This is a genomic window from Marinomonas fungiae, assembly GCF_001418205.1.
Lineage (GTDB): Bacteria > Pseudomonadota > Gammaproteobacteria > Pseudomonadales > Marinomonadaceae > Marinomonas > Marinomonas fungiae.
In genome coordinates, this window is sequence record NZ_LIQF01000011.1 from 76939 (window position 1) to 99676 (window position 22738).

The 22738-nt window shown below is 47.3% G+C and carries 21 protein-coding genes; 11 read left to right on the forward strand and 10 right to left on the reverse strand.

Annotated features, from left to right (window positions below; translation table 11 throughout):
• Positions 1 to 82: 82 nt before the first annotated feature.
• On the reverse strand, positions 83 to 2656 hold the full coding sequence (locus ASC49_RS14970) for a putative bifunctional diguanylate cyclase/phosphodiesterase (protein WP_055464060.1): 2574 nt from the start codon (positions 2654 to 2656) through the stop codon (positions 83 to 85).
• 87 nt (positions 2657 to 2743) lie between these two features.
• On the opposite strand from ASC49_RS14970, the gene ASC49_RS14975 reads away from it, so the two are divergent.
• Positions 2744 to 3547 (forward strand): substrate-binding periplasmic protein, encoded by an 804-nt coding sequence (locus tag ASC49_RS14975; protein ID WP_072242131.1) that lies wholly within the window; start codon positions 2744 to 2746, stop codon positions 3545 to 3547.
• 86 nt (positions 3548 to 3633) lie between these two features.
• Here ASC49_RS14975 and argS read toward each other — a convergent pair whose 3' ends face one another.
• Positions 3634 to 5367, reverse strand: coding sequence for an arginine--tRNA ligase (gene argS, locus ASC49_RS14980; protein WP_055464102.1), 1734 nt, complete (start codon positions 5365 to 5367; stop codon positions 3634 to 3636).
• Positions 5368 to 5518: 151 nt separating this feature from the next.
• Complete coding sequence (gene ilvA, locus ASC49_RS14985; RefSeq protein ID WP_055464103.1) at positions 5519 to 7024, reverse strand: threonine ammonia-lyase, biosynthetic; 1506 nt, start codon at positions 7022 to 7024, stop codon at positions 5519 to 5521.
• A 261-nt stretch (positions 7025 to 7285) separates the two neighbouring features.
• Here ilvA and rpiA point away from each other — a divergent pair, with 261 nt between their 5' ends.
• On the forward strand, positions 7286 to 7957 hold the full coding sequence (rpiA, locus tag ASC49_RS14990) for a ribose-5-phosphate isomerase RpiA (protein WP_055464061.1): 672 nt from the start codon (positions 7286 to 7288) through the stop codon (positions 7955 to 7957).
• A gap of 231 nt (positions 7958 to 8188) precedes the next feature.
• Here rpiA and ASC49_RS14995 read toward each other — a convergent pair whose 3' ends face one another.
• The 3 genes from ASC49_RS14995 to ASC49_RS15005 all read right to left on the reverse strand — a co-directional run bounded on the left by ASC49_RS14995 (position 8189) and on the right by ASC49_RS15005 (position 10999).
• The gene (locus tag ASC49_RS14995; RefSeq protein ID WP_055464062.1) at positions 8189 to 8932 is read right to left on the reverse strand and encodes a hypothetical protein; all 744 of its coding nucleotides are present in this window, start codon (positions 8930 to 8932) and stop codon (positions 8189 to 8191) included.
• A gap of 78 nt (positions 8933 to 9010) precedes the next feature.
• Positions 9011 to 9754: a hypothetical protein gene (locus tag ASC49_RS15000; protein WP_055464063.1), complete on the reverse strand. Its 744-nt coding sequence runs from the start codon at positions 9752 to 9754 to the stop codon at positions 9011 to 9013.
• A gap of 285 nt (positions 9755 to 10039) precedes the next feature.
• A complete protein-coding gene (locus ASC49_RS15005) occupies positions 10040 to 10999 on the reverse strand; it encodes a zinc transporter ZntB (protein WP_055464064.1) in 960 nt (319 codons plus the stop codon).
• 125 nt (positions 11000 to 11124) lie between these two features.
• Between ASC49_RS15005 and ASC49_RS15010 the strand changes: the two genes are divergently transcribed.
• Entirely contained in the window at positions 11125 to 12084 is a 960-nt protein-coding gene (locus ASC49_RS15010; RefSeq protein WP_055464065.1) for a class 1 fructose-bisphosphatase, read from the forward strand.
• Positions 12085 to 12161: 77 nt separating this feature from the next.
• On the opposite strand, the gene ASC49_RS15015 is transcribed toward ASC49_RS15010, so the two are convergent.
• Positions 12162 to 12479 (reverse strand): hypothetical protein, encoded by a 318-nt coding sequence (locus tag ASC49_RS15015; RefSeq protein WP_055464066.1) that lies wholly within the window; start codon positions 12477 to 12479, stop codon positions 12162 to 12164.
• A gap of 500 nt (positions 12480 to 12979) precedes the next feature.
• Here ASC49_RS15015 and fucP point away from each other — a divergent pair, with 500 nt between their 5' ends.
• The 3 genes from fucP to ASC49_RS15030 all read left to right on the forward strand — a co-directional run bounded on the left by fucP (position 12980) and on the right by ASC49_RS15030 (position 15378).
• Positions 12980 to 14266 carry an L-fucose:H+ symporter permease gene (fucP, locus tag ASC49_RS15020; protein ID WP_055464067.1) on the forward strand — a complete coding sequence of 429 codons (1287 nt, stop codon included), beginning with the start codon at positions 12980 to 12982 and terminating at the stop codon, positions 14264 to 14266.
• Between the two features lie 244 nt (positions 14267 to 14510).
• Complete coding sequence (locus ASC49_RS15025) at positions 14511 to 14894, forward strand: SpoIIAA family protein (RefSeq protein WP_055464068.1); 384 nt, start codon at positions 14511 to 14513, stop codon at positions 14892 to 14894.
• Positions 14895 to 14958: 64 nt separating this feature from the next.
• Positions 14959 to 15378: a hypothetical protein gene (locus ASC49_RS15030; RefSeq protein WP_055464069.1), complete on the forward strand. Its 420-nt coding sequence runs from the start codon at positions 14959 to 14961 to the stop codon at positions 15376 to 15378.
• Positions 15379 to 15383: 5 nt separating this feature from the next.
• Here the strand turns inward: ASC49_RS15030 and ASC49_RS15035 are convergent, their stop codons facing one another.
• A complete protein-coding gene (locus ASC49_RS15035; protein ID WP_055464070.1) occupies positions 15384 to 15635 on the reverse strand; it encodes a hypothetical protein in 252 nt (83 codons plus the stop codon).
• 88 nt (positions 15636 to 15723) lie between these two features.
• Entirely contained in the window at positions 15724 to 16974 is a 1251-nt protein-coding gene (locus ASC49_RS15040; protein ID WP_055464071.1) for a DEAD/DEAH box helicase, read from the reverse strand.
• A gap of 223 nt (positions 16975 to 17197) precedes the next feature.
• On the opposite strand from ASC49_RS15040, the gene ASC49_RS15045 reads away from it, so the two are divergent.
• Positions 17198 to 17929 carry a substrate-binding periplasmic protein gene (locus ASC49_RS15045; RefSeq protein ID WP_055464072.1) on the forward strand — a complete coding sequence of 244 codons (732 nt, stop codon included), beginning with the start codon at positions 17198 to 17200 and terminating at the stop codon, positions 17927 to 17929.
• A 52-nt stretch (positions 17930 to 17981) separates the two neighbouring features.
• Here ASC49_RS15045 and ASC49_RS15050 read toward each other — a convergent pair whose 3' ends face one another.
• Entirely contained in the window at positions 17982 to 19904 is a 1923-nt protein-coding gene (locus tag ASC49_RS15050; RefSeq protein WP_055464073.1) for a RecQ family ATP-dependent DNA helicase, read from the reverse strand.
• A gap of 172 nt (positions 19905 to 20076) precedes the next feature.
• Here ASC49_RS15050 and ASC49_RS15055 point away from each other — a divergent pair, with 172 nt between their 5' ends.
• From ASC49_RS15055 to ASC49_RS15070, 4 genes are all read left to right on the forward strand, one after another.
• Positions 20077 to 20466 carry a SpoIIAA family protein gene (locus tag ASC49_RS15055; RefSeq protein ID WP_055464074.1) on the forward strand — a complete coding sequence of 130 codons (390 nt, stop codon included), beginning with the start codon at positions 20077 to 20079 and terminating at the stop codon, positions 20464 to 20466.
• A 29-nt stretch (positions 20467 to 20495) separates the two neighbouring features.
• Entirely contained in the window at positions 20496 to 21167 is a 672-nt protein-coding gene (locus tag ASC49_RS15060; RefSeq protein ID WP_055464075.1) for a TIGR02466 family protein, read from the forward strand.
• A 26-nt stretch (positions 21168 to 21193) separates the two neighbouring features.
• Entirely contained in the window at positions 21194 to 21544 is a 351-nt protein-coding gene (locus ASC49_RS15065; protein ID WP_055464076.1) for a DUF4870 family protein, read from the forward strand.
• Positions 21545 to 21712: 168 nt separating this feature from the next.
• Positions 21713 to 22738, forward strand: coding sequence for a GGDEF domain-containing protein (locus tag ASC49_RS15070; protein ID WP_055464077.1), 1026 nt, complete (start codon positions 21713 to 21715; stop codon positions 22736 to 22738).

The window sequence follows — 22738 nt, forward strand, 5'->3', positions numbered from 1 at the left end:
CAAGCCGTCAACATTTTCAAAAAACTGACGCTAGACTTACAGTTTTCTTGTTCGACTAAAACATCTCTTCAAATAGATCGGCTCACACTGTTTTTACTGCATGACCACCTAATAACGTTTGAGTGTGCCTATCCTGAGCTAACCAGCTTTCCAGATTCGCGGCAGACATAGGCCGAGCAAAACCAAACCCCTGTAAGTACTCACAGTCTAGATTGGTGAGATAAGATATTTGGTTTTCTGTTTCCACCCCTTCCGCGATCACTTTCATACGCAGCCCTTTTGCCATCGCAATGGTCGCCGAAATAATGTGTTCATCGGACTCATTGACACCAATGCCACGAATAAAGGATTGATCAATTTTGAGATAATTCGCCTCCAGCTCTCGCAGGTAGCTTAACGAGCAATAACCGGTACCAAAGTCATCAATAGCAATTGAGATATTGTGCTGACGCAACGTCTGTAGATTTCGCTCCAGTTGTGCCGAACGCACCATCAAAGTGGTTTCAGTAAACTCCACCGCAACCGCATTATAAGGAATGCCATAACGCTTCATGGTCGTGATCAATTCCAGCGCCACATCTGAATTGGAAAGCTGTACCGCCGATAAGTTAATCGAAAGCTTCCCCACCTGCACGTGACGAGAGCGCCAGTCCGCTAACTGACGCAGTGCCGTATCAATAATCCAGCGCCCCAACTCGACTATTTGACCGCTGTCTTCTGCGATCGGAATAAATAGCGCTGGCGATATCCATTCACCTTGACGATACCAACGGAGTAGCACTTCAGCACCGTAAGCCGCACCGGTCTGACTATCAATCTGCGGCTGATAATACAGCATCAGCTGCTCAGGATCGGTTAACGCCTGCTCAAGATTGCGCTGAATGGAAACCCGACGTTGCATGCTTTCATCCATTGAGTCGTCAAAAAAGCGATACGTGTTCTTACCTGAATGCTTGGCGCGGTACATGGCCAAGTCCGCTTGCCGTAACAAGGAAGAGGCATCAATCTCTGCAATGTCATGCAAGGCGACGCCAATACTACAGCTCACGGAGAATGTGGTTTCCTTATATTCAAACGGCTGAGCAATGGCATTTACAATGCTTTGCGCCAAATAATGTATCTGGCTTTCTTGCATGGCTGGGTGAATAAATAAAGCGAACTCGTCGCCACCAAGACGCGATAACAACGCATCCTCTGGCATCAAAGCACGCAGTTTTTTCGCCACTCGTTTAAGCAACACATCGCCAGCATCGTGGCCTAGAGTGTCATTGATTTCTTTAAAGCGATCCAAATCAATAAACATCAACGCGATTGCGCCATAGTGACGATTAGATACGCACTCTTCCAAGCATTGTTCAAAGTAGCGACGGTTTGCTAGTCCAGTTAAGTCATCATGTTGTGCCATATAAAGCACTTGTTGCTCGGCTTTTTTGCGCACAGTAATGTCTTCGTGAACCGCAATAAAATATTCCACTTGACCTTTACTGTCTAAAATTGGCGTGATGGTTTGTTCCACCGTAATCAAATGTCCATCCTTGTGTCGATTCACTAACTCACTGCGCCAACTTTGCCCTTGGCAAATGGTCTGCCACAGACTTTGAAAAAAAGGCCGCTCATGCACACCCGAGTTAAGAATTCTAGGCGTATGACCACGCACTTCTTTTAGGCTGTACCCCGTGAGTGAAGCAAACGCGTCATTGACCCATTCAATATGACCTTTAGGATCGGTAATAAAGATGGCGTTGGCCGCACTGCGAATCGCCATACTCAATAGAAAATTATCACCCTGAATCTTGTCTCGTTTATGCTGAAACATCAGATACATCACCAGCATCAAGACCAGTACGAACGCCAATATAGAAAAAATAGTACGCACCACTTGTGCGTCATTCTGCCAATTCGCCAGCGCATCCTCATTATAGGAGCGCAGCGAAATCACTAATGGATAAAATGACGTGGCACGGTAGCTGTCTAAATAATGTCCTTTTTCATTCTGTTCTCTAACCTCCCCCCAAGAGCGCGCCATAATTTGCTCTCGACGCTGATCATTGAGCGCATCGGCATCCCCCAATACGACTTCACCAGTAAATAGGTACATAGAGGCTTCGCGATGACTGCTGACAACCGACTGGAATAGACTTTTATAGTAGTTCAGGTTCACTGAGCCAATGACGTAGCCCACGATTTCGCCCTGTAATCGATAGGGAACACAAATCGGCCAGTAGCTTAATTCGACCATATTAATCGTATCGCCCCAAAAGCGTCCTGGATGTGGCGGTAGAAATAAAGTCTCCATATTGGACACACGCTGGGTACATACTTTGGCCTTTGCCAGAGGCACGAAATCCACACTACGCAATTGAGGCAAGCTACGTAATAAACGGTCCTTTAAAATAGCGAGCGTGTTTGGTGGGCGCTCTAAGACATTCGCTGCCAGCGTCTCCAGTGCGCCAACCGCCGCCTGAGTCGCACGGACCACCGAATCTTCTATCGCGTACACTAAGGTTGCGCTGGTTAATGACTGTTCCGTTAACGCCCGCTCATGACCGCGGCCGAGCAGACTTTGTAAGCTGATCGTCATCACCGTCAAAACGATGAGGGTGCAGACCACCACCACGGTTTGACGTTGGACAAAATTAGATAGTCGTTTTAGCAATGTTATTAACCTAGATCAGCTTAAAAAATTCATAACTCAGCATAATAAGCGTAGCTTATCGTTTAAATTGTTTTGAGGTGTTGACGTATGTCGTTAAGAACAAAAGCAAGTGCTGTCTTTTTCAGCTTTCTTGTACTATTCACTGGTTCAGTGATGGCGCAGCAAAGTCCAACTCTCTTGGCGATACAAGAGCAAGGAGAGCTCAATGTTTGTATCTGGCCAGACTATTTTTCCATCACTTATTTGAGTCCGCGCTCCCAGCAGCTAGAAGGTATTGATATCGATCTCAGCCAAGCTCTTGCCTACGACTTAGGCGTACAAGTGAACTATGTAAAAACTCACTTTGGCCGTTTTATGGATGACTTAGAGGCAGGGAACTGCGATGTGGCCATGTTCGGTGTGGGCGACACGCCAGCTCGCCGTGAACGCATTAACTTTACTCAGCCTTATCTTGCCAGCAATATGTACGCGGTCACCACCAAGCAACATCCTTTGATTAGCAGTTGGTCGGATATGGACCAAACAGGAGTGATTGTCTGCGTGCAAAAAGGTACCTACATGGAAAATGCCATGCGCAAGAGCCTCAAGCATGCCACATTGACCACGGTGTTGCGACCAAATGAGCGGGAAGGTGAAGTGTTATCAGGACGTGCCGATGTGTTTATCACCGACTACCCTTACGGTCAAAAGATGATCAATATCTACGATTGGGCCAAATTGATCGCACCGCCGGGTAAAACAGAGCAGTTCCAGTATGCCTATGCGGTTGCCAAAGGCGACCAAGCTTGGCTACAACGTGTCGATCAATTCGTCAGCGACATCAAACAAGACGGGCGTCTCGCCAAAGCTGCCGCACATTACAACCTAACACCGATTATGATTACCGAATAAGCCCGCAAGTTGGCTATCTGACAAGAAAAAGCCTGAGCATGTTGTCATGCTCAGGCTTTTTTGTTTATTGCGAAACGCTTGGCTTACTACATACGCTCTAAGGTTTCGATACCGAGCAGTTCTAGACCTTGCTTCAAGGTAGACGCGGTATTCAACGCCAATTGTAGGCGGCTGAATTTCACATCGTCTTCGGCGTTTAGAATTGGACAGGCTTCGTAGAAGCTCATAAAGATGCCCGCAAGTTCGTACAAGTAAGCACACAAGAAATGCGGCATACCGTCGTTGATCACCTGCTGGATCGCTTCTTCGAATTGGCAAAGCTTCACGGCCAAAGCACGTTCTTGCTCTTCGACAACACTGATCGGCGCTTTGAAGTTCGCCACGTCCATTTCCGAACGACGAACAATACTTGCCACACGAGAGTATGCGTACAGCAAGTAAGGCGCTGTGTTGCCTTCGAAGCTCAACATGTTGTCCCAATTAAACACGTAATCAGAAGTACGGTTCTTAGACAAGTCAGCATACTTAACCGATGCGACACCGACTACGCGACCGATGTTACGTTGCTCGTCTTCAGGCATGTCTGGGTTCTTAGACGCGACCAATTGGAAGGCGCGCTCTTGCGCTTCTTCAAGCAGCGCAGACAGTTTCGCCACACCACCAGAACGGGTCTTAAACGGCTTACCATCACTGCCCATTACCGTACCGAACGGCATGTGCTCTAGGCTGGTTTCAGGCTTCACAAAGTTCGCTTTACGCGACAAAGTAAAGATTTGCTGGAAGTGCAACGATTGACGCGCATCGACAAAGTACAACACACGGTCCGCATTCAACGTACCTTGACGGTAACGCAGCGCCGCTAAGTCAGTGGTCGCGTAAAGGAAACCACCGCCCGTCTTTTGTACAATGATCGGTGTGATATCGCCGTCTTTATTGGCGAATTCTTCTAGGAACACACATTTCGCGCCTTGGTCTTCTTTGATCAGGCCTTGTGCATCGAGGTCAGCGATGACTTTTGGTAAATCGTCGTTGTAAGCACTTTCTGGCTTCACGTCCGCACGAGAAAGAGACACTCCCAACATTTGGTAGGTTTCTTCACAGTGCTGCAGAGACACTTCGATAAACTCATTCCAAAGTTTTAGGCACTCCGCATCGCCAGACTGTAGCGATACCACCAGCTCACGAGCACGAACAGAGAAGGCTTCATCTTCGTCAAAGCAGATTTTCGCTTCACGGTAGAAGGTTTCAAGGTCAGACAGCGCCATGCTCACTTCAGAATTTTGTTCGCGCAAACGTTCCATGTACGCCAACAACATACCAAACTGAGTGCCCCAGTCGCCCACGTGGTTCTGGCGCACAACGTTGTGGCCCAAGAACTCAAGGGTACGTACAACCGCATCACCGATGACCGTTGAACGAAGATGGCCTACGTGCATTTCTTTGGCTAGGTTAGGACCAGAGTAATCCACTACCACGGTTTGCGGATCCGTTACTGTGGCAACATCCAAACGATCGCTGTCTCGCAAGCTTTCCAGCGTGCTACCCAGCCATACGTTTTTCAAGAAAATATTGATAAAACCAGGGCCTGCAATTTCGACTTTATCCGCTACATCAGACAGATCCAATTGCTCCAACACCTTGGCAGCGAAGTCACGAGGATTGGTACCAATTTTCTTGGCCGCGCCCATGATGCCATTGGCTTGGTAATCACCAAATTGAACTTTAGCTGACTGACGAACCAATGCTGGCGCATCGTCCGCCGCACCCGATGCGACCATAGCCGCTTGAATACGTTGATTTAAAAGCGTTTGAATATTCACAAGAAACCCATTTGAAAATACAGAACCCCCTGCTGAAGAAAAGACATCTAGCCAAGTCACTTATCAACAAATGTCTTAGCTAAATGCCAGCTTCACCAGAGGGTTAAAGTGTCATTAGAAGTTGGCGCTATGATAACCGATTTTCGTCTATTTAGCGAAAGAACAGCTTACACGCTGGGTTATCGTTTTCGTCTTGATAAGGGTAGCCCAACTCGTCTAGATAACGCGTCACATCGGTCTCTTCACCGACCGCTTGTAGTCCAACCAAAACACGACCGTAGGCATCACCGTGGTTACGGTAGTGGAACATGGAAATATTCCACTGGCCGCCCAGTGTATTAAGGAACTTCAACAAAGCACCAGGACGTTCTGGGAATTCAAAGCTGTACAGCAACTCACCTTTGTCGCTACGCAAGTGACCGCCGATCATATGGCGCACGTGAACCTTAGCGGTTTCGTCGTCGGTTAGATCGACGATTTCGTAGTCTTTTAGATCGTGTAGCAGCTCTTCACGGCTGTGCGGGCTACCACCGAGCGCGACACCGACGAAGATCACAGCTTCTTTTTCATCACTGTAACGGTAGTTAAATTCGGTGATTGAACGGCCCACTAGCGCCTGACAGAAATCTTTAAAGCTGCCAGGTGCTTCAGGAATGCGCACGGCAATGATGGCTTCGCGCTTTTCACCCAGCTCTGCACGCTCAGATACGTGACGTAAGCGGTCGAAGTTAACGTTGGCGCCCGAATTGATTGCCACCAAACGTTGGCCTTTCGCACCTTCACGTTCGATGTATTTTTTCAGACCCGCTAGCGCACAAGCGCCCGCTGGCTCTGTGATCGAGCGCGTATCATCGTAGATATCTTTGATCGCGGCACACATTTCATCAGTGCTCACCGTGATAACTTCGTCAACGCAATCTTTGGCAATTTCAAAGGTGTTCTTACCAATTTCCGCTACAGCAACGCCTTCAGCGAAAATGCCGACTGTGGATAGACGAGTTGGCTTGCCAGTGTCTAAAGCAATCTTCAAACACGCAGCATCGATTGGTTCCACACCAATGACTTTGATCTCTGGACGCAGGTATTTGATGTAAGCAGACACACCAGCGATCAAACCGCCACCGCCCACAGGGATAAACACCGCATCGATGTCACCTTCGATCTGACGTAAAAGCTCCATACCGATGGTGCCTTGACCCGCAATGGTGTCGATGTCATCAAATGGGTGCACATACACTTGGCCCGTTTCGGCCATAATTTCTTGTGACTTCGCAAACGCCGCGTCGAAGGCATCACCCGATAACACCACTTCCGCACCACGTGCGCGCACCGCGTTAACTTTTACATCGGGCGTCGTCGCAGGCATGACGATGGTCGCTTTGATGCCTAGCTTTTTCGCCGCGAGCGCTACACCTTGAGCATGGTTACCGGCTGAGGCCGCAATCACACCCTTGGCACGTTCTTCTTCAGAAAGCTGAATAATCTTGTTGTATGCGCCACGAATCTTGAACGAGAACACTGGCTGTAGGTCTTCTCGCTTCAAAATAATATCGTTGCCAGTGCGCTCAGACAGCTGTGTAGCACGGGAAACGGGTGTTTCTACTGCGACGTCGTATACCGGCGCCTGTAGAATTTTTTTGATGATCGTGTGAGGCATATACATTCCTGCTTTTTCTCCAAAGCACGCCTAGAATCGGCGTTTGCGGGGGTAACTCAACTAGTAACTCGGTTAAAAACGAACACGCAATATACCCCTTCCACCCTTGATGAGCAAAGCCTTGGGCTGGATTTGACCGCTTTTTAGCAGAACTCGGCAACTTCGTCCTAGAGGGGTAACAAAACACGGGGGAACTGACTATAATGAGCTCACCCTTTAGGGCAACTTTCAAACACAATCACAGTCACAGGTTTATCCAGCATGACGCAAGACGAATTAAAACAAGCAGTCGCTGAAGCCGCGGTGGAATACATCCTCCCGCTACTTGAAGAAGACACCATTGTCGGCGTAGGTACCGGTTCAACAGCGAACATGTTCATTGATGAATTGGCCAAACACAAACATCTATTTGACGGTACCGTAGCAAGTTCGGAAGCTTCTGCTGATCGCCTAAAAGGTCACGGCATCCCTGTGTATGACCTGAACTCTGTGTCTTCTATTCGCGTTTATGTAGACGGTGCAGATGAGTCTAACGATCATCTTCACCTAATTAAAGGCGGCGGCGCGGCGCTAACGCGCGAGAAAATCGTGGCAGCGGTATCAGAAGAGTTTGTTTGTATCGCAGACGAATCTAAGCTGGTAAAAGTACTTGGTGATTTCCCACTACCAGTGGAAGTGATCCCAATGGCGCGCAGCTATGTGGCTCGTGAACTAGTAAAACTTGGCGGTGACCCAGTGTACCGTGAAGGTGTTGTCACAGATAATGGCAACCACATTCTAGACGTGTACAACATGCAGATCGTTGACCCAATTAAACTGGAAAGCCAAATCAACGAAATCGTTGGCGTGGTGACAAACGGCTTATTCGCTGCACGCCCTGCAAACGTCTTGTTGCTAGGCACTCAGTCTGGCGTGAAAACACTTAAGGCTTAGTTCTTCAGATAGCCTGAGACCAATTCTCGTTTCTCGCTCTACGCGCAAGCGCTAGAGGTCGCTTCAAAACGAAATTGGTCTCTGTCTTAATACAATTGTTCTAAGCCTCAGCAGACTTATTAGGATAGGACTCAACGTTATTTTCCAGTGACTTCTAGCGCTTGCGCGTAGAACAGAAAATAATTGTTGAGACCTAGTCGCTTCAATACGAAATTAGCTGTATTCACAGACCTATTCTTCCTCACTGTCTGAATTCTGTTTAAAAAGCATCTCAAAGAATGATGGGATTTGGGGTTCAGGCTGAGTCTGATTGCCTTGGGCTTTTGCGTGAGCAATATTGTTTTCTATGTCCTGCCTCCAATTACCAGCAATTTGAGCTTCTTCAATGGGAGGAAGGTTGTTGTAATGCTCCTTAATGCCTTCTAAAGCTTCGCTGAAGTCACCATTATTTTGCCTCCATTGCCTCTCCATTTCTGCAACAACCGCAGCTTTCCAAGCATATTCTTGATCGCCCTGTTCTGATAAAGCAGCTCGTCTTTCATTGGTCGTAAAGGTGCCGCTATCATCATAAATAATCAATGTCAGCTGGTCTGGGGCAAGCCTCGCAAAAGGATTAGTCCCGTTCCCATTGATAAATGCTGTGGCTTGCTTAGCCCGCTCTAAAAGAGCCGGGTCGTTTGTCTGGGGCACTTCAGCATCATGTCGAGCTTTATTTTGTTGGTACCTAGATCCAGAAAGCTGACTTCTAAGTGAATCAGCCTTATCAGCCAAAGCATCTCGATCAAGACTCGCATCTCGCTCATCGGCACGGGTTTGCGCGTCATTGAGCTGCTGGGCAAGCGTAGAAATTTTTGGGCCAGACGTGCTCTGCGACTCAGATGGAGCGACTTTTTCTACAGTATCGCCAGCATTGTTTTGAGCCACTCCGGTACTTTGAAGTGAATTTCGTGAAATGAAGTTATTTATATTAATCATGACTTTCTTCCGTGAATATAGAACTTGTTATCAACCAAACACTATTCCCAATGACTTCTTACCTTTACAGGTTGAAACTTATTCATCCTCACTGTCTGAATTCTGTTTAAACAGCATTTCAAATAAAGATGGAATTAGGAGCTGAGGCTGAGATTGGTTACCTTGGGCTTTTGCGTGAGCAATATTACTTTCCAGGTATTGTCTCCAATTACTATGCAGCTGCGCTTCCTCAATGGGAGGAACATTATTGTAATGCTCCATAATACCTTCTAGTGCTTCGCTAATATCACCGTTCTTTTGCTCCCATTGCCTCATGATTTCATTAGAAATAGCGACTTCCCGAGCATAACGTTGTTCGTTCTGTTCTAAACGGGCTGCTCGTCTCTCATTGGTCGTAAACGTGCCGCTTTCATCATAAATAATCAATGTCAGCTGGTCTGGGGCAAGCCTCGAAAAAGGATTAGCCCCTGTGCCATTGGTAAAAGCAGTAGCTTGCTTAGCCCGCTCTAAATGAGCCGGATCATTCGTATCGGGCACTTCCGCATCATGTTTGGCTTTATTTTGGTAATAAGTTGACCCAGTAATCTGTTTCCTAAGTGACTTTGCTTTATCCGCTAAAGCCTCTCGATCAAGACTCTCATCTCGCGCATCGACACGGGTTTGGGCTTCATTGAGTTGCTGGGCAAGCGTAGAAATTTTAGGACCGGATGTGCTCTGCGACTCAGATGAAGCGACTTTTTCTACAGTATCGCCAGCATTGTTTTGAGCCACTCCGGTACTTTGAAGTGAATTTCGTGAAATGAAGTTATTTATATTAATCATGACTTTCCTCCATGAAAGTGAAACCTGTAGCCAAGATAGAAGTGTAAAGCATTAAGCAGACTTATTAGGATAGGACTCAACGTTATTTTCCAGTGACTTCTAGCGCTTGCGCGTGGAACGGAAAATAATTGTTGAGGCCTAGCCTACTGTATAACTCGCCTTTGCAGCTCCCCCAACTTATCAAGATAGAGCCCTGCGTTATTTTTCAGCGACTTCTAGCGCTGCGCGTAGAGCGAAAAATAATGGCTGGGGCTAGCTCTCAAAATAACCAGCAGAACTAATAAACTAGAACCAGCGGCTCTTACGCATCACCACATATTGGCCGATGCCCATCAGGATCAAGACACCGACAAAGATCCAAAACGCACTATTGTTCTCAACACCAGGCAGACCGCCAACGTTAATACCAAATAAGCCTGTTAAGAAGCCTAACGGCATAAAGATACCGGATAGGATCGACAGCACGTACATGCGGGCGTTCATCTTCTCCGCTTGGTGGTTGGCAAACTCCTCTTGCATCAACAAACAGCGCTCACGAAGTGACTCTAAAGCCTCTACATAACGAGTGATATCGTTGGCAGCCTCTTGAACATGAGCCAACTGTTCCTTGGTCATCCAAGATTGCATCTCACTTGCCAAGCGCGAAATGGCTTCTTTCTGCGGTACAAGGAAACGACGTAGGCGTACCGTCTGCAATCGGCGGTCTACCAAGATAGTGCGCTGCTCAGGGGAGACTTGTTCGCTCATCTCCTCTTCAAGCTCACCTAAGGTATCTTCCAAACCATCAATAACACCCGCCATGCGAGCCGTTAGAGTATGAGTCAAGGTCGCGACTAAATCAGCGATGTTTTCAGCCCCCTCCCCCTGCTCTAAGTTGGTTACCTGCTCCATCACGGATAACAAACGACGACGGCGGGTCGAGACAATAAAGTGCGGCGTTGCCCACAAGCGCAACGACACCATATCGGAGGGATCAGAATCAGGGTTCAAGTTCACCCCACGTAACGTCACCAACACGCCATTGCCCATTTTCACAGTACGGGGGCGAGTCTCATCGGCAAACAGCGCATCCACCACCGCATCAGGGATATCAACCATATTATCAAGCCAGTCTCGACCATCGTCCTTGGAGCAGTCGATATGTACCCAATGGGCACCACTTTCAGGGATCTCTGTGGGCAATTGCGCCACGCGCTCAGCGCCACCTTGGCCATCAAATTTTAAGTAGTGCAGTAAGTAATCCATAGTGTTCTCATCTCTTTATCAATGAGCCGAGCCTTCGACTCATATTTATTGGCTTTTTGGCTGACGCGAAACCAAGGGGGTGGCATAATTTCAAATAGACGAATAAATAAAAAGGACCCTATGCCATGCAAAGCCTATCTCAGTTCCTTGCGTCGGATGTCTCATCCGCATCATTGCAGGAAGTATTGTTAGTCACAACCCAAACTTGTATTGAAATCTCTAGCGCTCTTAAGAAGGGTTCCCTAGCCGGCATCCTTGGTATGGCAGGCAATGAGAACGTACAGGGAGAAGAGCAAAAGAAACTGGATGTGATCTCTAACAACATGCTTAAAGGTGCTTTGCTAGCGTCTCCAGCAATACGCGCGATTGCTTCTGAAGAAGAAGACGATATTGTCCCAGCGAATACAGATGGCGAATATTTGATTGCTTTTGACCCACTGGATGGCTCATCAAACATCGACATCAACTCTATGGTGGGAACCATTTTCTCCATCTATCGACAGGTAGGTAGTGAACCAGCAACGGAAGCCGACTTCCTGCAACCAGGTAAAAACCAAGTAGCGGCAGGTTATGTGCTATACGGCCCATCGACTATGTTGGTGTTTACAACGGGCCACGGCGTCAACATGTTTACCCTAGACGTTGAGCAAGGCGAGTTCATTCTGACCCGTGAAAATGTGAAAGTCGATCCAGAGACGCAAGAGTTTGCCATCAATATGTCGAACCAGCGCTTCTGGTCTGATGCCATGCAAAACTACGTAAATGATTTGGTAGCGGGTAAAGACGGTTCACGTGGCAAGAACTTTAATATGCGTTGGGTCGCAGCAATGGTGGGTGATGTACATCGTATTCTATGTCGTGGCGGTATCTTTATTTACCCTTGGGATAAGAAAGATCCAAACAAACCAGGTAAGCTGCGTTTGATGTACGAAGCCAACCCAATGGGTATGCTGCTTGAGCAAGCGGGCGGTAAAGCCTTCACCCACACTGAGCGTATTCTAGATATCCAGCCAGAAGGCATTCACCAGCGTGTAGCGGTGGTATTAGGCGCAGCAAACGAAGTGGATAAGTGCCTAAGTTATTAACACTTATAATGAAACACAAAAAGACCGACTAATTTAGTCGGTCTTTTTCGTTGTAATAACGGTCACACTAGCAGCGATTAATCTGGCGCTACACCAGATAAGAAAATTTGTACTTGCTGATGCTGATCGCCCCAAATATGGGATTTCACATCTTGTAGGAATTTTTGCGCTTCATGAAGAGTGACTATGCCTCCCATCAATTCAGCACCAATCCCCTCTTGGGTAAAGAAGAAACGCCACACATGACCGTCGACTTTGACTTCCCCTTCTCCATTGACATAGGACACTTGCTCAAAGTGGTAATCTGATGGCACAAAACACGCAAGCTCTTTGCCTGCGTCACCGTAATTCATGTCCGGAACATACCCTTGGCGATCGACTAATCCGAATTTCATACTGCGCTCCTGTTGTTGTTTCCTTCAGCATAGACCTTTCAATATTTATTTGCTGAGTTTTTGCTGTGGGGATTGCGCAGGGTCATCAGGGGTAAAGAAACCAACAATTATTTTTTGCTCTACGCGCAAGCGCTAGAAGTCGCTAAAAAATAACGTTGGTTTCTCTCAATCAAGTCTGCGAAATTAAGACAAAGCAATGATTCTTCACTCTACACGCAAGCGCTAGAGGCCGCTAAAAAATAACGTCGGTTTCTTTTAAGTAAATCCGCAGAGTTCAAGACAAAGCAATTATTCTTCGTTCTACGCGCAAGCGCTAGAGGTCGCTTCAGAATAGCGCTTTGTCTTTCACTTAAGATGCTATTACACATTATTTGCAAATTACGACACGGCTGTTAATCGTTCATCAGTAATCACGCTCTAAGGTGCTGCCTTCATGCATTCGTCTGGCTCAAGTGTGCCGGACACTTTCAGCAATAAGAACAAGATAAAGGCAGTTTCCTATGCAAGCTAATGAGCGCGAGCCATTCGTATACGCCAATATGCGTTTGGCGTTTATTCTTCTCATCACCTGCTTTGCAGCGTGGGGTGTGGCGGCGAATATGACCGACCCACTGGTGAAGGTGTTTAGTAAGATTTTCACCATGAACAACTTCCAATCGGCGTTGGTACAGTTTGCCTACTATGGCGCCTACTTCTGTTTGGCGTTGCCTGCGGCCTTTATTAACGTACGTTTCTCTTACAAGACAGGTGTTTTGACGGGGCTTGGATTGGCTTGCTTGGGGGCATTAGCCTTCTATCCAGCCAGTCTGTCGATGACTTACGGCTTTTTCCTTGCGGCGCTGTTTATTATGGCGGCGGGCTTGTCGATTTTGGAAACCTCGGCCAATCCCTTTGTCATGGCCATGGGGCCACGACACAACGCCACACGTCGTTTGAACTTGGCACAAGCCTTCAACCCAGTAGGAACTAATATTGGTGTCTTCCTAGCGGCAGTATTGATCCTACCGAACTTGAATACCGCCACGGCAGAAGAGCGCGCAGCCATGACGATAGATGCCTTGAATGCCGTCCGCGCCGCAGAGTTGCAAGCCGTAATGACCCCGTATGTGGGCATGGCGCTGGTATTGTTGATTATTTGGTTACTGATTGCCTTTGTGAAAGTCCCTCGCGTGGAGAACGCGGGCGTGAGCCATGAACAAGAGCAACACGATGGCTTTATCCCGACGTTAAAACGCCTACTCAAACTACCGCAATATCGTTGGGGCGTGGTGGCACAGTTCTTTAACGTAGCAGCGCAGACCTGCGTTTGGACCTTTACCATACAATATGTACAAGAGACGCTAGGCGGCAGTGAAGCCAGCGCTGCGGACTATCTGCAATACAGTTTGATTCTGTTTCTGGTTTCACGTTTTGTCATGACTTGGCTGATCGGTATCTTCCGTCCAACGATCTTGCTGGCAATATTGGGCTTTGCTGGCACCTTGCTATGTGCTTACGCGGCACAAGCGTCAGATATTAGCGGTGTTTGGGCGATTGTCGGCATCTCGGCGTGTTTGTCTCTAATGTTCCCAACCATTTACGGCATTGCCTTAAATGGTCTGGGGAAAGACACCAAGTTCGGCTCAGCAGGCTTGGTGATGGCGATCCTCGGTGGTGCCATTATGCCAATGGTCCAAGGCGCGGTGATCGATACCTTCAGTGCCAGCGTGTCATACCTTGTACCGGCAGCATGTTTCCTAGTGGTCGCGGGCTACGGTGTGTTTGCCGTTCGCCATATTCAAGACTAATTTTCACTTCGTAAAAGCGTTGCTGACACAGTAACGCTTTTCCTCCCGATATCGAGCAAAGCGTTCATTTCTTGATGCTTTGCCGACTTGAGAATCCCTTTCGTTCGTATTTCCTACCAAATCACACAAAACACTTCCAGATTGCCCTGTGAGCTGACAATTGATGCTGAGCTAATCAACTTTCCCCATCGAGGTTTTGATTTACATTACTCCTATCGTAATGCACATACCGGAGAGGAACTCCATGATCAATCAATGCAACACTATTTCATTAGATATTCAGCGCCACCGAGACACCTTGGTAGTAAACATGAAGCCGTCAGGCCGTCCTAGTAGCAAGGACTTTAAAAAGCTTTCTGGCATGTTGGAAACCGCTGTTTATGCTATTCAGTCGCCTAAAATTTCCCTATTCGTGGATTTAAGTGAATTGAAAGGGCTCAGTGCCAGAAGCGCTTGGAACGAGCTACTGCATGGTTTGAAAATTGGTTCGGAGTTTGACCGTATTGCCATCTATGGGCAAAACCGTTGGCACAAGTTGATGATCAATACTTTCAGTTGGCTGATTTCACCAAATCTCAAAGTATTTAAGCGCAAAGAAGATGCAACCAGCTGGGTGATGGCATCTTAAATGGACTTTCACTTACCAAATCCGCTACTCTCTTTCTTAGCAAATCGTCGAGAAGAAAGAGAGTATGACCCCACCTGTAGTACAAGAAGAAACCACTGGTTGTGGCATCGCCGCAGTCGCTAATATCCTAGGTAAAACTTACTCAGAGATGAAAGCCATCGCCAATGGTTTAGGCATCTACGCCGATGACACCGCGCTTTGGTCAGATACTCAATATGTGCGTACCCTGTTAAACAATGCAGGCGTAACGACCTCAGACGATGAAATCCCCTTCACTTTGTGGGACAGCCTACCCGACACCGCTCTACTAGCAATCAAACACCATCAAGAAAACGGCAAAAACTTCTGGCACTGGGTCGTCTTTAAACGCATCGACGGCAAAGCCATGGTACTCGACTCCGCCGCCTATCTAGACTCCAATATCCGCACGGACTTTTTTGAAATGGAACCGAAGTGGTTTATTGAAGTCACTTCGATACTTTAGATACCTCACCCCAGCTTAACAGTAGCAGCGATGCCCGGCTCTGGGCTCCATTCGCGCATTTCGGCAAACATTTCTGGGTAGTCGTCGAGGTACTTTTGGGCTTCGGCGATGTCCACGAATGTAATCTTGGCTTTTTCGGTCATAATGCGATCGCTTAGATCCAGCAGTTGTGCGTGGTTAAAGTAGCCGATGCCTTCCACCACGGTGACTTGAAGCTCTACGCCGGCGAAGGTTTTAGTCTGGATATCAAGTTCCATGGTGTGTCTCTTCTTTTAAAATTCGGTTGGTTAAGGCCACATACTAGGTGGCCTTGTAGCTGAGGACAATCAGAAAGTCGCGAATGTCTTAACGACGGCGCGGTTTGCCGCTTTTCGGTTTGCTCGCGCCGCCTTGGCCTAGGGCTTTGGCACGCAGAGCTTTTTTCGACGGTTTGCGTTTCGGGCTGGCTTGTTCTTCTTGCGCCATCATATTCGGCTCGAAGCCTTCCATCCATTGCAGCACAAAGTGCTCGCCAGTGAGCTTTTCGATGTCTTCTAGTAGGTATTTCTCTTTTGCAGACACTAGGGAGACCGCCAAGCCTTCCTGTCCTGCGCGGCCTGTTCGACCAATACGGTGAATATAATCTTCGGCGTTGTACGGTAGCTCGAAGTTAATCACGTATTGCAGTTGCTGAATGTCCAAGCCTCGGGCCGCTACATCGGTGGCCACCAAGGCGCGCACTTGACCCATTTTGAATTCTTCTAAGCCACGGTCGCGGGCACCTTGGGATTTATCCCCATGTACTCCAGCGGCGCTGATGCCGTCTTTCTCAAGTTCTTTGACTAAGTCATCCACTGCTTGTTTGGTACGGGTAAAGATCAATACTTGCTGCCAGTTTTTTGAACCAATCAAGTAGGCAATCAAACCCGCTTTGCGTTTGTTATCCACTTCGTAGAAACGTTGCTCAACTTTGGCTGCGGTGGCATTGCGTTCCGCCACTTCGATCAGCTTTGGCTGATTCAGAATGGTTTTGCTAAGGGCAAACACTTCATCGTTAAAGGTCGCAGAAAAGAATAGCGTTTGGCGCGTTTCAGGAAGGCGTTTTAGGATGCGCTCGATATCGATAATAAAGCCCATATCGAGCATACGGTCGGCTTCATCCAGCACCAGTGTTTCGACTGTGCTAAGGTCGATCAGCTGCTTCATCGCCAATTCCAACAAACGCCCAGGGGTTGCCACCAACACATCGCAACCTGCGTTTAATGCATCGATTTGTGGATTAATGCTGGCGCCACCGTAAGCCACTACCGCATTGAGACCTAAGCCTTGGCTGTATTTAACAAAGCTTTGATGTACTTGCTGAGCAAGCTCTCGTGTCGGAGTAAGCACTAACACACGAATGGCTTTTTCAGACGTTTCTCGCATTAAATGACGCTGGATTAAAGGCAACGCAAACGCCGCCGTTTTACCCGTTCCCGTTTGCGCCCCTGCCATCACATCATGCCCCGCTAGCACTTCTGGGATCGCTGTGAGTTGAATCGGCGTTGGCATTTGATAGCCAAGCGTGTCGAGGACTGACAGTAAATCCGCATGAAGACCTAGGGTGGAGAAACTCATAAACAAGCACCGTGTTAGTAATGGAGAAAGACGGCGCAAGTGTATCACTGGAATGCTCTGTTAGCGCCTATCTCGATGACATACACAGCGTTCTTCACCAAGGAGAAATCACGCCTCCCTGATTAAAAAGTACAAAAAACAAACAAAAAATATGACTTAATAAGTAGTTCTTGAGTTTTTTTTGAAATATATTCAAGCAATTGGGAAGAAACTAGGAGAGATTGTGAAAAAAATTAAAAGTTTACTACTTCTTTCAGGCTTAGTGTTGTCCGCTCCTCTGTTAGCACAAGAAGTGCACTATACCACTCTAAACTGGCCACCCTTTATCGGTGAAAACGAGGATAGGCATGGTGTGCTTGCTGAGATTGTTAAACAAACAACGGAGTCATCCGGCACAGATTACACTCTTGAGTTCACGGCTTGGACTAAAGCTCTAGACGACGTACTGGCTGGCAATAAAGATGCGATTGTTGGTGCTTACTACTCGGAGGAACGTACCAAGAATTATCATTACTCATTACCGATTTACAGTGTCTTCACAGGACTAGTGAAACGTGATGGTATTGATATTCAATTTATTCAGTCATTTGATGAATTAAATTCGTACCGTATCAGCAAACTTGCAAATTCCGTTGTTGGCGAAGCATTCGATAAGCATCCGTTCCCGAATATGAAAACCTTTGAAACAGAGCAAGAAGCAGTACAAGCTCTGTTTGATGGAGAGGTGGATTTCTACGCAGGTAACTTCGATGTAGCTAAGGCTCTGGCTAAGAAAATCGGTAAAGACAGCGCAGAACTGTCTATTGTGCAACCACCGATTAACGAACAGGAAATCTTTGTCATGTTCTCTAAAGCCACTGAAAATGGTTTAGAGCAACGAGATGCCTTTAATCAATCATTAGTGAAGTTACAAGCCAGCGGTCAATACGACAGCATTGTTTCAAGCTTTAAATAACGTTTACTACAAGGTGTAAAATGGCGTAGTTCGCCATTTTACACCTATCTTTTCAGTGCACTTGCGCCATTTCTAGAATCTCTTCATAAGACGTGTTTTCATACTTGCCAAATTCTGGTCGCTGACGCGCTTTGAGTTTAGTAAACACTGGCTGCGTCAGCCCTGCCATAAAGCGCGCCAGTAACACGGGCGTGACTTGGTTCTGCGGTAGCTTTTGTAGCAACCAAAGTTTGGCCGCTTGCATGTCATTAGCGAGACTATCTACCATTTGATAGTCTTTGTTTTCCTTCAATGACAGCACCTTGCCACGGCATACAGAACAATGGCCACAACGCTCAGGCGCTTGTTGATCACCAAAGTAACGGGCTAAGTTATGGTTCAAACAACGATCCAATTCAAAAAAACGAATCATGGTCGCAATACGCTCAATCTCTGAGGTTTGCTTTTGCTCCACGTAACGCTGCAGCTCTTCAGCCAACGCAGGGGTGAGCAGCTCGGAGCGCACACCGTAGACGTCAGTAAGCCCTTTGGTTTCCAACGTAAGCAAATCTCGATCAGCCAATTGTTCTAGCAGACTTAGTACAGCCCCCCGCTCTAAACCTTGCTGATGCAAGCGCTCAAAATCAGGCACACCCCAGATTTTCTTAAACGCTGTCCGCTGGGCAATGTGGCTAAAGATCGCTTGTTGTTCAGGCTTCAGAGCTTGACCAATCTGATCAAGGCTTTGATTCCATTTCAGTTTTACATCGCTGTAGTAACTGTAACGGGGCACAATCGCGCCCGCTAACTCAAGCTGAACCAATAGGGTTTTCAGTGGCAAAGCCCGAATATTGGTAGCCATCGACAGGCCGTAGGCTTGGGTTTCCCACTCGCCATTGATGGTGTTATTGAAGATTTCTTGCAGCAGGGCTTGAATAGCATGGGGCTCAGGGGTATCTCCGTAGACAAAGTTTTCCAATACATGTAGACCATCTAAACTTGCCAACATCACACAACGGCTCGGTTGGCCATCGCGCCCCGCGCGGCCAATCTCCTGACTGTAGTTTTCGATGGATTTGGGCAAATCGTAATGCACGACAAAGCGAATATCGGATTTATCGATGCCCATACCAAAAGCAATGGTGGCAACGATAATGCGCGTTTTACTAGCCATAAAGTCGTTCTGAATCGCAGCGCGCACTTCATTACCAAGCCCAGCATGATAAGACACCGCCGAGTAGCCCGATTGCTGCAAACTGGCCGCCAGATCATCAGCGGTTTTCTGCTGCGTGACATAGACGATACCCGCCCCTTGGGTGTCGTTGAGCACTTGGTGCAGTAAGACTTGTTTATCTTGCCCTTGAGCTGAGATCAAATCGATATCAAGATTCTGACGATAGAAGCCCGTCTGTACGATATGTTCAGGGGCGATATGAAATTTCAACGCCATATCTTTTTGAACTCGACGAGTAGCAGTCGCCGTCAATAATAGAACCAAGGGAATGTTCAGCTCCTGCTGGTATTGCGGTAGCTTCAGATAATCTGGGCGAAAGTTATGGCCCCATTCGGAAATACAGTGTGCTTCATCCACCACCAACATGGAAATCGGTACGCCTTGAATAAAACGGCGAAATCGCTCGTTTTTAAAACGCTCGACCGAGATCATCAGAATTTTGATCTGCCCATTACGAACCTGTTGCATCACCGCTTGGCTGTCTTCTTTGCTTTGCGTCGAATCAAGGCTCGCACTGGGTATGCCCTTACTTTGCAAAAATGCCAACTGGTCGTGCATTAATGCAATCAAGGGGGAGATCACTAGGGTCAAATGCGGTAGCTGAGTGGCGGTAAATTGGTAGCACAGGGATTTACCTGAACCAGTGGGAAACACCGACAAAGACGACTGTCCTGCCAAAAGTTGCTCGATCGTTTGTTGCTGTCCTTCGCGAAACTGATCGAAGCCGAAATACTGTGTTAGCAATCCTGCTAATGGCTGCATGATAATAACCTTTTAACGCAAACAGTGAATGAAGATCATGCCGATGCTAGCAGGACATGGACGCGCGCCATCATGACATTTGCTGGTTAATTGACCGGACTCTTGTCCAACACCCGGCGAATGAGGGTAAACTGGTCTACAGTGACAGAAACAGCTCTGCTTGGAGAATCATATGTCTCATACTATCCATGGTGTTTCAGTCGGTATTGAGCGCCATCATCAGCAAATGATGGTGGTCATGAAAGCGTCCGGAACCTTAACACACGAAGACTATCAGAGCATCACGCCGATGCTGATCGGTGCCTTGCGAGCCATTGTACAGCCAAAGGTTAAAATTCTAGTCGACATTACTGACTTTGAAGGCTGGGAGCTACGCGCCGCTTGGGATGATTTTCGTCTGGGTATGAAGATGGGCAGCAACATCGATAAAATCGCTATCTACGGCCATAAATCTTGGCAGGATATGGCCGCTCAAATCGGCGCTTGGTTTATCAAAGGTGAGAGGCGCGCATTTGAGAAATACGAGGACGCTATCGAGTGGCTAGCCGCGTCTGAATCTTAGGCAATCTCTGCTACAATGGCGCTTTCTTTATGCATGAGCACACATTGATGGAATCCCCTACCATTGAAGCCATTGAGGCTTGGACCACACCGCTGTTTGTTATCGAGTTACCAGACCACGAGTTTTTAAAAGACGCCCTGCTGGCACATATTTACCAGCGACAGCAAGCCCAAGAAAACGCCGTAGACAGTGAAGTGGCGGTCTTGGCGAAACACAATCTATCAGAGAGTCGCTTAGACTTTTTAGAAGACGAAGTACCAGAAGTCATGGAACTACGCCGCGTTGTGGAAGAGCTGATCGCGGATGTGGCGTTTGAGGTGAATCATCAGCACTGGCCTGAAGACGCTGAGGCCTATGCTCATGTGATTGAGTCTTGGTATCACATTACTCAGAATGGCGGTTACCACGATGCCCATTCCCATCCAAACTGCTCTTGGTGCGGCATTTATTACCTTGATCCAGGTGAAGCTAATCTAGAACAGCGTAATGGTATCAACCGCTTTTATGACCCTCGCGTTAACGCTGAACACTATGCCGATCCTGGCACGGCGTATTTAGGTGGTCAGGGATTCTGGGACTTTGCCCCGACAGAAGGCCAAGTAGTGATTTTTCCATCTTATTTGAAGCACTCTGCATTGCCTTACTTCGGTCAGAAAGACCGCGTTGTGATCGCTTTTAACTGCGTGATAGAGTTGGGATAACTCCATCTTCGAAGAGGCCAAAGCATATGGATTTGAATGAGATTCCGATGACGCCCCATGATGATCAAGCGAAACGAGATGCATTGATTGCTTATGGCTTTATGTTGCTTGGCCTTTTCACCGGTATTTTCTGGCTGGTAGGTGCGGTTTGGACCATGACCAAATCCAGTAACGCCAAAGGCTCTGTTTTTTACGATCATTTCCAAAATATTACTGGCGTGTTCTGGTGGGGGCTGATCATGAGCGTGATCGGATTTGTGCTCGCCATTTTCTTTGTTGGCTACCTGATTTTATTAGGCGTTTGGGTTTGGTCAGTGTTTAAACTGATTAAAGGGGCAATACGTCTTACAAACGATCAGCCCTACCACTCTTCCTAACCCTATCCGGTTACATAAAATTACCTAATTACTGGCTGTATCGACGCTTAGTTGTGAAAACATTGATATAGATTAAGAGGCTGCATGAGCTAATTAGTGGCTTCGTGTTAAAATTCATGCGCATTTTTTGCTCTTTTCTGATTCATCGATATAGGAATCGTTACTGTTATGAGTCTTTCTGCCTCTAAGGTAAATCAGTACTTTCGCCTAACCGTCCCAATGATGGTGAAGAACAACGTCCCGATCACGCCACCGTATTACACTCTTTGGTACAACTATACGACTGGTGATATTCCTAAGCTGAATCAACGTATGGATGACATCATCAAACGCCTTGGTCAGTGTGATAGCCTTATGTGCGATAAACTGCTGGATGAGTTCATCACCAACGCAGCAGAAGATAAACTGCTGGAGATGCAAAGCAATATCAATCAAGTAGTGAAGTCGATGGGACACTCCACACAAAATGCCATGAGTGACGCTGAAGACTTCAATCAAACGCTTTCCAAAGACATTAAAATAATGGCGCAAGAGGCGTCTCAATCAGATGCGCCTGCGGCGCATAAGATAGTGTCAATTGCTCGTGACTTTATGGATAAGACGGAGCATTACCGCTCTCAGTTGGAGAAGCAGAATGCAGAGATTCAAGCGCTGAAAGAGAAGATTGCAGAAACCGAAAAACAGATGTTCAAAGACGGACTCACGGAAATTAACAATCGCCGTAAGTTCAATGAAGACTTAGCCATTTATACAGCCTCAGCAACAGATACTTGCTTGGTGATACTGGACATCGATCACTTCAAACCGTTTAACGATGAATACGGTCACCTGCTCGGTGATAAAGTTATTCAATCGGTAGCCCGCACTCTTGAACTAAGTTGTGCCCAGGCCCAAGGCGCCCAAGCTTACCGTTTTGGTGGGGAAGAGTTTGCGCTATTACTGCCCAATGCTGATATCCAAACAGCGGCTAAGTTTGCCAATGAAGTACGTGTGCGCATCAGTCGACTCAACCTAACCAACAAGAAAACCGGACAAAGCTTACGCCCGATTACCACCTCTCTAGGTGTCGCCCAATTCAAGCCAGGCGAGACATTAGATGCCTTGCTTGAACGTGCAGATCAGCACTTATATGCGGCTAAAAATGCGGGACGTAACTGTGTTCGCCCTGTTATTCCCACCGCACTTGCCAGCTGA